Origin of the sequence: uncultured Porphyromonas sp., assembly GCF_938039215.1 — a bacterium.
Classification (GTDB): domain Bacteria; phylum Bacteroidota; class Bacteroidia; order Bacteroidales; family Porphyromonadaceae; genus Porphyromonas.
Genome location: NZ_CALHVI010000011.1, coordinates 19,960 through 30,016, shown reverse-complemented (window position 1 = coordinate 30,016; position 10,057 = coordinate 19,960). Strand labels below are relative to the sequence as shown.

The 10,057-nt window shown below is 53.3% G+C and carries 8 protein-coding genes; all 8 read left to right on the top strand.

Annotated features, from left to right (window positions below):
- The first annotated feature begins 302 nt into the window (after positions 1-302).
- The 8 genes from Q0336_RS01440 to Q0336_RS01405 all read left to right on the top strand — a co-directional run bounded on the left by Q0336_RS01440 (position 303) and on the right by Q0336_RS01405 (position 10,030).
- Positions 303-1,457 (top strand): hypothetical protein, encoded by a 1,155-nt coding sequence (locus Q0336_RS01440; RefSeq protein WP_298524721.1) that lies wholly within the window; start codon positions 303-305, stop codon positions 1,455-1,457.
- Positions 1,458-1,463: 6 nt separating this feature from the next.
- A complete protein-coding gene (locus tag Q0336_RS01435; RefSeq protein ID WP_298524718.1) occupies positions 1,464-2,177 on the top strand; it encodes an SAM-dependent methyltransferase in 714 nt (237 codons plus the stop codon).
- A gap of 22 nt (positions 2,178-2,199) precedes the next feature.
- Entirely contained in the window at positions 2,200-3,612 is a 1,413-nt protein-coding gene (locus Q0336_RS01430) for an RNA methyltransferase RsmF (protein WP_298524716.1), read from the top strand.
- 5 nt (positions 3,613-3,617) lie between these two features.
- The gene (locus tag Q0336_RS01425; protein WP_298524713.1) at positions 3,618-4,346 is read left to right on the top strand and encodes a methyltransferase; all 729 of its coding nucleotides are present in this window, start codon (positions 3,618-3,620) and stop codon (positions 4,344-4,346) included.
- Positions 4,347-4,614: 268 nt separating this feature from the next.
- Complete coding sequence (locus tag Q0336_RS01420) at positions 4,615-5,244, top strand: DUF417 family protein (RefSeq protein ID WP_298524708.1); 630 nt, start codon at positions 4,615-4,617, stop codon at positions 5,242-5,244.
- 239 nt (positions 5,245-5,483) lie between these two features.
- Complete coding sequence (locus Q0336_RS01415) at positions 5,484-7,460, top strand: glycogen debranching enzyme N-terminal domain-containing protein (protein ID WP_298524706.1); 1,977 nt, start codon at positions 5,484-5,486, stop codon at positions 7,458-7,460.
- Positions 7,457-8,716 (top strand): glycosyltransferase family 4 protein, encoded by a 1,260-nt coding sequence (locus Q0336_RS01410; protein WP_298524704.1) that lies wholly within the window; start codon positions 7,457-7,459, stop codon positions 8,714-8,716. The genes Q0336_RS01415 and Q0336_RS01410 overlap by 4 nt, the downstream gene beginning before the upstream one ends.
- Positions 8,717-8,743: 27 nt before the next feature.
- Positions 8,744-10,030 carry a glycoside hydrolase family 57 protein gene (locus tag Q0336_RS01405; protein ID WP_298524701.1) on the top strand — a complete coding sequence of 429 codons (1,287 nt, stop codon included), beginning with the start codon at positions 8,744-8,746 and terminating at the stop codon, positions 10,028-10,030.
- The last annotated feature ends 27 nt before the right edge of the window (positions 10,031-10,057 follow it).

Genomic DNA, 10,057 nt, shown 5'->3' with positions numbered 1-10,057 from the left:
TTGATGGCTCCAGCGCAGCTGCTTATGTATGGGGATCACCTTCCCCAAGCGATATGTATCATCACCCCATACATGGGACCTGTAAGTGAGCCATTCATGGGTCGGTCGAGTACCCCATTCATGGGTCACCTCGGTGACCCATGAATGGGTAGTATACGGGAGCTATGGATGGGGGTAAGGAAAGATATAGATGGGGGAAACGTTAGAGGGTAGACCTTCGGCGGCGTAGAGGGCAGGAGGAAATCTCCCTCTGCGGATGGTGAAGGTGAACCAGCTCTCGCCGTAAGGTGTTGTAAGGTTGCATGATTAAGACCATTCGATCCCTTTATCACAAGACGAAGCCCCTATCTTCTCTTGATCTACCTCTTCCGACAGAGCTCTTCACCTTCCCACTGGGGTTGACCTTCGCATTGCTCTTCGCTCCACTTACCGCTTGGGTAGGTGTAGCTGGGACGCTGGCGCTCTGTGTGGCGGGGCTCTTCGCTCTCAGAGGACTTGCGGCCAATAGATCGATCATGCACCGCTCGCTCTTTGTGCTCGGGCTCTGGGGAATACTTCTACTCTTCGCCTCCGAGACACTCATCGGCCATCCGCTCGGAGTGCAGTCCCTTCTGCTGATATCCTATCTCGTCAGCAGCATCGTGGTAGCCCTCTATCGCTTCGTCGACGCTCGAAGAGAATATCCGAAGCAATGCCTCTGCATCCGAGGACGTATCTTGAGAGCCGAGCGCCTGCGCTTCGAGCGTATCCTCGTGGTCTTCTCCTTCATCGCTCTTATCTTCATCGGTCTTTGCACGATGCTTTGCCCCGTGCATTGGCGTATACTGCTCTATGCCGCATCAGCTTTCGTCGTCGTCTTCACTTGGTCGGTCTACGCCGTAGAATGTGCACATCTCGTCTGGGTAAAGAAGCGTCTGGAACGTGAAGTATGGATCCCCGTGCTCAATGATCAGCAGCAGCCCGTCGGACGTGTCTCCATGACGACCCCAGAGCCAAGCGAAGGGCGACTGCCCGTCGTGCGTCTGATCGCCACTTCTCGGGATATGATCTATCTGGAACAAGCGCATGAAGCTCGCCTTCCTCAGACAGCAGGCTACGATACTCCCTTCGTAGCTTGGCTGACCGAAGGCTACCGCCCTGACCAGGTAGCTCAAGAACTCATCGACCTACGCTTCTGCGGTATCCGACGCGCTAGGCCTCGCTTCCTCCTTCACTATCATGAGACGATAGCAGGGCAAGACCTTAGCGTCTATCTCTTCGCTGTCGACATCGCCGATCCTAGTCAACTGCTCGTCGACTGTCTCCCCATCAAGGGACGATGGTGGCCGATCGAGCATCTGGCATCAGAGCTCGAGACAGGAGCCTTTGCACGCTACCTCATCGCCGAATACCCTTATCTGGAGCAGACGATTCTGTTAGCGCACCGCCTTCGCTCCTCTTCCCCTTCTCATCCCTAAGACCTTATGAATACGCCCCAAGGGAAGCTCTATCTCATCCCTGTACCCATTGCGGAGGTCGAACACAACCAGTGTCTGCCCGAGCTGAATAGAGCCTTACTGCCCACTATCCGTCACTATATCGTGGAGAATGTCCGCTCTGCTCGGCGCTTCCTCAAAGCTGCAGACCGAAGTATCGACATCGACAGCTTGACCTTCTACGAGCTCAATAAGCATACGCCAGAAGGAAGTATCGAGAGCTTCCTCACTCCCATTGCTTCGGGCGAAGATATCGGGATCATCTCTGAGGCAGGTTGTCCTGCCGTTGCAGATCCCGGAGCGGATGTTGTAGCGATCGCTCAGCGCAAAGGAATAGAAGTGATCCCGCTGGTAGGCCCTAGTTCGATCCTCCTTGCCTTGATGGGCTCGGGCTTTAATGGTCAAGGATTCGCCTTCTCAGGCTATCTTCCGATCGAAGATGCTAAGCGTCAGCAGGCGATGAAGGAACTAGAGCACCGTGTTCGCTCTCGTGGTGAGACGCAGATCTTCATCGAAACCCCTTACCGCAACGTGCAACTCGTGGAGCAACTCATTCGACACTGCTCGCCCGATCTTAAGCTTTGCATTGCCTCGGGACTCACTTCCGAGCATGCCATCCTTCAGACGAAGAAGCTTTCCTCTTGGCGAGGACACATCCCTGATATTCATAAGGTGCCGACGATCTTCCTCCTTGGTCGCTAGCAAGAGAAGTCCCCGATAGACTATGCCACTCACTACCCCACTACCGACAGGCTTCAGCGAGCAGATCCATGAGCTCCTCCCCGACGAAGCTCCTGCACTTCTCCGTGCCCTTGACGAAGAGCCCTCGGTATCTATCCGCCTCAATGCTCGTAAGACACGGGAGATAGAGCTATCCCTTCCTCTAGGAGATGCCATTCCTTGGTCCAAACCTTGGGGCTACTACCTTGATCAGCGTCCGTCGTTCACCGCAGATCCCCTCTGGCATGCAGGCTGTTACTACGTGCAGGAAGCTTCTTCGATGCTGCTCAGCCTTGTGAAGCCCCTCTTAGGTGAGGATCCCCTTACCGCCTTAGACCTCTGTGCCGCTCCAGGAGGCAAGAGTACCCTCCTCCTTGATCTCCTTCCCGAGGGGAGTGTTCTTGTAAGTAACGAGCTCATACGCTCTCGAGCACAGATCCTCGCCGAGAACATCCAGAAGTGGGGATCTACACAGTCCATCGTCACTTCTACAGAGCCCCGAGCTCTCGGCAAGCTTCGGTCGACCTTTGACTTCATACTTGTCGATGCTCCTTGCTCTGGTGAGGGGATGCTGCGCAAGGACGAGGAGGCTCGCCGTCAGTGGTCTCCCAGTCTCGTAGCGCAGTGTGCTCGTCAGCAACGGGAGATCCTCGAAGACATTTGGCCTGCACTTCGTCCAGGAGGTATCTTGGTTTATAGCACGTGTACATTCAATCGGGATGAGAACGAAGCTATGGTCAGCTACCTCGTCGAAGAGTTCGGCGCAGAGCCACTGGCATTACCTGACTGCCCTAATGAAATCACCCCCTCTGCGCTGAGCTCCTATCCCTGCTATCGGATGATGCCTCATCGAGTGCGAGGTGAAGGTCTCTTCCTCTGTGTCCTACGTAAGTCCGAGGACGAAGCACCTGCAAAGGGGAAGTCTTCTAAAGGAAAAGGCCGAGGAAGTGCCAAAGTTCCCGCAGAAGTACTTGCTTGGATCACCGAAGACCTAGGCCAAGACCTCATCCTCCAGCAGGTAGGAGACGACCAACTTGTAGCTTATTCGCCGTCGGTCTCGTCGCTGGTCGAACAGCTACAAGCGCAGAAGATCCCCATCCTTACTTCGGGGATACCTCTGGCAGAAGTAAAGGGCAAGAGCTTTCTTCCGCAGCCTGCCCTAGCACTGAGTTTGGCGCTAGCCAAAGAAGCCTTCCCTCGTGTAGAAGTATCTCAAGAGACGGCGATACGTTATTTGGCTCGTGAAGCGATCTTGCTTCCGGAGACGACACCGAAAGGGTTTGTTCTGATCTGCTACGGAGGACAAGCGCTGGGCTTCGTCAAGCACCTCGGCAACCGATCCAACAATCTCTATCCTCAGGCTTGGCGTATTCGCCATCCAGAGTTGGTGCTGGCCTCGCTGGCCGAAGAGAAGTAGGAGCCATGTCTCAACCATTCGTACTCCAGAGCTTCAAGATCTCACAGGAACGAGCTGCTCAACGTGTCGGGACAGATGCCCTTGTTCTCGGCGCTTGGTCCTTTGAGCATCCTTTGCCTCAAGGGGCGCGTCTCCTCGATGTGGGGACGGGTACGGGCATAGTTGCTCTGATGCTTGCCCAACGTTTCCCAGAAGCCTCCGTCGAAGCGTGGGAAGTGGAAGCGAATGCGCTTCTTGATGCCGAAGAGAATTTCCGCACTTCTCCCTTTGCCTCTCGTCTCAAGCTCCGAGCGCAGGACTATATGGAGGCGCTTGCAAGTGAAGTAGCGCCCTTCGATCTCATTATTTCCAATCCGCCCTACTATACGGAGGGCATTCTCCCCGAAGATCATCGCCTCAGCCTTGCACGTCATGTGGCGGAAGGGTTGTCGCCGACGGTGCTTCTTCGCACGGCAGCATCGCTCCTCACAACCCAAGGTGCTCTGGCGCTCATCACGCCAAGCGCATCGCTTGAACAACTACGACGAGAGGCCGTAGAATCAGGTTGGCGACTCGCTGAACTAGTTACCATCTTCTCTAAGCCCCATCAAGAAGTGCGGGTACTGACGCTTTGGTGCCGTCTCTCTTCAAGTTCGGCTTACATTCCGACGAAGCGTTCGACCCTCATACTCCAAGATGCCTCAGGACTACCCTCCGCATCCTACCGCAAGTGGGTCAAAGACTTCCTACTCTAAAGGGGAACCAGCCCCCTCCATACCACCCCTCTCTTCATCCCCATTCATAGCTCCCGTATACTACCCATTCATGGGTCGCCGAGGTGACCCATGAATGGGGTACCTAACTGACCCATGAATGGGTCACTTACAGGTCCCATGCCTGGGGAAGGGTTAGAGCCACTGCAGAGGGGAGCCTATATGAAGAGCTGTGAACCTTTGCAAAACACCTCGGTTTATAAGGCAAACAATCCGTTTATTCATCCATCTAACGATTAACTCAGACAACATGCAGAAAGCATTTATTTCCTTCCTCGAGTGCGCAAGCAACCTCGGAAGTATCGGCCGTAAACTCATCCGTGTAGCCATCCTAATCATCTTCGTGTGGATCGGCGGCTTGAAGTTCGCTAACTACGAAGCCAATGGGATCATCCCCTTCGTTGCCAATAGCCCCCTGATGAGCTTCTTCCTCAAGGACGCTAATAATAAGGTCACCAACGACGAAGGTAAAACCGTCAAGGCCTACACCCTCAACAAGGTGCCCGAAGGACAGTACAATCAAGCCAAGCACGATTGGCATGTCGAGAACCGTACCTACCTCTTCTCCCACGGCCTAGGTATACTGATCATGACCATCGGTATCTTGGTCTTCCTCGGGCTCTTCTCGCCCTACCTCGGCATCGTAGGCGAACTGCTCTGCATCATCATGACCATCGGGACGCTGACCTTCCTGATCACCACGCCCGAAACGTGGGTACACGCTTCGCCAGAAGCCTTGGCTGCCGGCGAATGGGCCGACGGCTTCCCCTTCCTCTCTGGTGCTGGCCGCCTCGTCATCAAGGATACAGCGATCCTAGCTGGCGCTATCGTCTTGCTCTCCGAATCTGCATCGAAGATCCTCGCTCGACTGAAGAAGTAAGCCTTCTTCCTTCAGCCCGAGAGATCTACCGAAGATCCATAGAAGCGAGTCTGAGCCTATGTGAGCTCAGACTCGCTTCTCTTTTGTCCCCCAATGCGGGAAGGTGCCTTCGGAGCAGAAGCCAAGCACTTGATCGAGATAATGCTTATTCGTATCTTAGCAGAAGAATTTAGCAACCCTCCTAAGCAGTCCGCTCCCCAAGCCGTCTGATGGAGTCCACCTCATAAGCGAAATCTAGCATGAGTTATCTCAAGTTCGACCGAAGGCTGATGGCTAATCTTGATGAGTCCACCCAACGAGAGTACATTCGTACCAATCGTAAGGGCGCTTATTCTTGCTCAAGTATTGTCGGCTGCAATACCCGCAAGTACCACGGCCTCCTCGTCATCCCCGTCCCCTCCCTCAGTGCTAATAACCACGTCTTACTCTCTAGCCTTGATCTGACCATCATCCAGCATGGTGTCCCCTTCAACGTAGGAATACACGAATACGAAGGCGATACCTTCAGCCCCAAAGGCCACAAGTACATCAGAGAGTACAATGTGGATGTCGTATCTTCTACGACTTACCGTGTCGGTGGCGTGATCCTCGAGAAGCAATTCCTATTCTGCCACTACACCAATAGAGCGATCACCCGCTATACGCTACTTGAAGCGCACAGCCGAACGACCTTACGTCTGTCGCCTTTCCTTGCCTTCCGTGACGTGAAGATGCTCACCCACCGCAATGATCAGATCAATGGCGACTACGGTGTAGCACATTCGGGCGTGACCTTCTGCCTCTACCCTGGCTACCCAACGCTATATCTTCAGGTCTCCAAAAAGCATGAATTCGTCTCCGATCCCCATTGGAACGAGAAGAACGAATATATCAAGGAGCGAGAGCGTGGCTATGAATACACAGAGGACCTCTATGTACCAGGCTACTTCGATGTAGATATTGAGGTAGGCGAATCAGTCTACTTCTCCGCAGGTATCGAAGAAGCCGATCCCGCTTCTCTTGCACAGCTCTTCGACGAAGAAGTAGCGATGCGCATCACCAAGGACGACTTCCGAAGCTGTCTGCTGAATGCAGCACTCCAATTCTATTACCGCCCCGATGCCACACACGGCTATCTGCTGGCGGGATATCCTTGGTTCGGGGTGCGAGCTCGAGATCTCTTCATCGCCCTGCCAGGCTGTACCATCTACGCCGATGCGCCAGAGCGCTTCTATCGTATCATGGATACCGTGCTCCCCGAGATGCGGGCCTTCATGAATCAGATAAGTCTCTCCACAGAAATCCGAGATATAAACGAAGGGGACGTAGGTCTTTGGGCGATCTGGGCTCTGCAACAGTATGCTCGTTGGTCTACTACTGCCGACATGGTCAGCAGATACGGAGACTTCCTCAACGAGCTCATCCACTACTACCTCAAGAATATTCACCCCAACCTCCGCATCGATCACACAGGGCTCTGCTACATCACCGGCGATGGGAAACCTCTATCTTGGATGGATGCGAAGATCAACGGGCAGGCAGTCATCCCTCGAGAAGGCTATCTGGTCGAAGTGAATGCCCTCTGGTATAATGCTCTTTGCTTCTACAAGGACGTGATGCCTAGCCAGTGGACAGATGAGATGGAGGATCTACTTGAACTTGTGAAGGAGAGCTTCTGCAGCACCTTCATCAATGAGCATGGTTACCTCTTCGACTATGTCAACCCACATCACACGAAGCGTGACTGGAGCGTGCGCCCGAACATGATCTTCGCCACATCGCTACCCTATTCACCGCTTCCCAAGGCTACCCGTCGCTCCGTCATCGAGATCATCACCCGAGAGCTACGTACACCTAAGGGTCTGCGCTCCCTTAGCCCCAAGAGCGATGGCTACCAGCCCCAATGCCAAGGGACACAGCTACAGCGTGAGCAGGCCTATTATAATGGTTCTGTCTGGCCTTGGCTCCTAGGTCCCTACTTCGAAGCTTGTCTGAAGCTCTACGGACGTAGTGCTATCTCCTTCATCGAACGTACCCTGATCGGGATGGAAGAGGAACTTCAGCAGCATGGTGTAGGCACTATCAGCGAACTATTCGACGGAAATCCTCCCTTCAAGGGGCGTGGTGCTATCTCCTTCGCCATGAGTGTCGGGGAGATCCTCCGATCGCTGGAACTATTGAAGGTGGCGAAAAGCAAATACGATACACAAACCCTTCCCATAATTAGATACGAATGAAAGCACTTATGTTTGGGTGGGAGTTCCCCCCACATATTCTTGGAGGTCTAGGTACAGCTAGCTATGGCCTGACTAAGGGGATGGCAGCTCAAGGAGATATGGAGACGACCTTCGTCATTCCCCGTCCTTCAGGGGACGAGGATACAAGTTTCCTTCGTATCATCGGTGCTGGAGACACCCCCGTAGTCTATCGTGATGTGAACTATGACTATGTGCGTGATCGTCTTGCTGGGAAGATGACTCCTGAGCTGTATTACCATTTGAGAGATCACATCTATGCTGACTTCTCCCACTTCGGGACGAATGACCTCGGATGCTTTGAATTCTCTGGGAAGTATCCAGACAACCTCCTCGAGGAGATCAATAACTATTCGATCGTCGCTGGGGTGATCGCTCGTTCAGAGTCCTTCGACATCATCCACTCTCATGACTGGCTGACTTACCCCGCAGGTATTCATGCCAAGCAAGTCACAGGGAAGCCTCTGGTCGTACACGTTCATGCTACCGACTTCGACCGTAGCCGCGGGAATGTCAATCCTACGGTCTTCGGTATCGAGATGGATGGGATGAACCACGCAGACCACATCATCACAGTCAGTGACTTGACCCGCCGTACGGTGATCGAGAAATATCATCAGGATCCAGCGAAAGTCACCACAGTACACAATGCTGTCACCCCGCTTGCTCCTTCGATCCTCGCCCTCCCCGACCGCCGTGGGGTGAAGGACAAGGTAGTCACCTTCCTTGGGCGTATCACCATGCAGAAGGGCTGTGAATACTTCGTCGAAGCTGCGGCTAAGGTGCTTGAGCGTACCAAAGGTGTGCGCTTCATCATGGCAGGGAGCGGAGATATGATGGATGCTATGATCCGCCTTGCTGCTGAGCGCAATATCTCTGACCGCTTCCACTTCACGGGTTTCATGAAGGGACAGCAAGTCTATGAAGTCTTCAAAGCAAGTGATGTCTATGTGATGCCTTCCGTCTCAGAGCCCTTCGGTATCTCTCCCCTCGAAGCCATGCAGTGTGGAGTCCCCTCCATCATCTCCTATCAGTCAGGCTGTGCCGAGATCCTCAACTATGCCGTCAAGGTGGACTATTGGGATATCGATGCCATGGCCGATGCGATCTATGCCCTGATCACCTACCCAGAGATGCATGCCTTCCTCAAGGAAGAAGGTCTTCGTGAAGTCAATAGCATCACTTGGGAAGCTGCAGGCCGTAAGGTTCGAGCTATCTACGACCGCTATGTCCGCTAATCACTACTCTACTATACACCACATATTATGAAAAAGATCTGTCTCTGCTTCCAGATTCACCAGCCTTATCGTCTCCGTCGATACCGCTTCTTCGATATAGGGAACTCGCACTACTATACCGATGACTACCTCAATGAGGAAGTCTTCGAGCGCATCGCTGATACCTGCTATATTCCTGCCAATAGAATGCTCCTAGAGCTTCTGAAGGCTTACCCAGACTTCTCGGTTAGCTTCTCCATCTCTGGGCTTGCCATTGAGCAGATGGAGTACTACAAGCCCGAACTCATCGAAAGCTTCAAGGAGCTCGTTGCTACGGGGCGTGTAGAACTAATTGCTGAGCCTTACGCACATTCACTAGCCTCGCTATTTGACCCCGTAGAGTTCCGCAGTCAGGTACGTATGCAGCAGGCTAAGCTTCGTGAGCTCTTCGGAGTCGAGCACTCTCGTGTCCTCTGCAATACCGAGCTGATCTATTCCGATGAGATTGCAGCTGAGATCGCCGCCATGGGCTATGAAGGTATCATCACTGAGGGAGCAAAGCACATCCTCGGATGGAAGAGCCCAAACTATCTCTACGAAGCAGTCTCTGCTCCTAAGACCAAGCTACTCCTTCGGAATGCTCAGCTCTCAGAGCTCATCACCAAGCACTTCTCTGACTACGGATCACCCGAGTATCCTGTCACGGCCGACAAGCTCCTTGGGCGAGTCAAGTGGCTTCCAGAAGACGAGCACTTCACCCTGCTCTACATGAACTATGAAGTCTTAGGCTCTATGAATAGATCTGAAACGGGTATCTTCGAGTTCTTCAAGGCTCTTCCTCGGTTAGCTCCAAGCTACGATGTCAGCTTCACCACTCCTTCTGGTCTGCTTGATGAGCATAAGACCGTTGCTCCTCTCTCGGTAGCCTATCCCATCAGTTGGGCTGGCGAAGAAAAGAGTACCAATGAATGGACGGGAAATATCCTACAGCAGGGAGCTATCGAGAAGCTTCGTATGTGGGGTGAGCGTGTACATGCACTTGATGATCGCCGTCTGCTCCAAGATTGGCTCTACCTTCAGAGTGCAGACCACTTCTACTATATGAATACCATCAACTGGGGAGGTCATCCCTTCAGCCCCTACACCTCTCCCTATGATGCTTTCAACAACTACATGAACGTCTTGAGTGACCTACTCCTCCGTGTCGAAGAGCAGGCACCAAGTAGCATCGAGACGGAGGAGCTCAACTCCTACCAGCAGACCATCCATGCTCAGGATGAGCGTATCGCTCTCCTCGAGAAAGAACTATCTAAACTGAAAGCAGCGAAGGGGTAATTTCCCCTTCGCTCTAAATACATATCC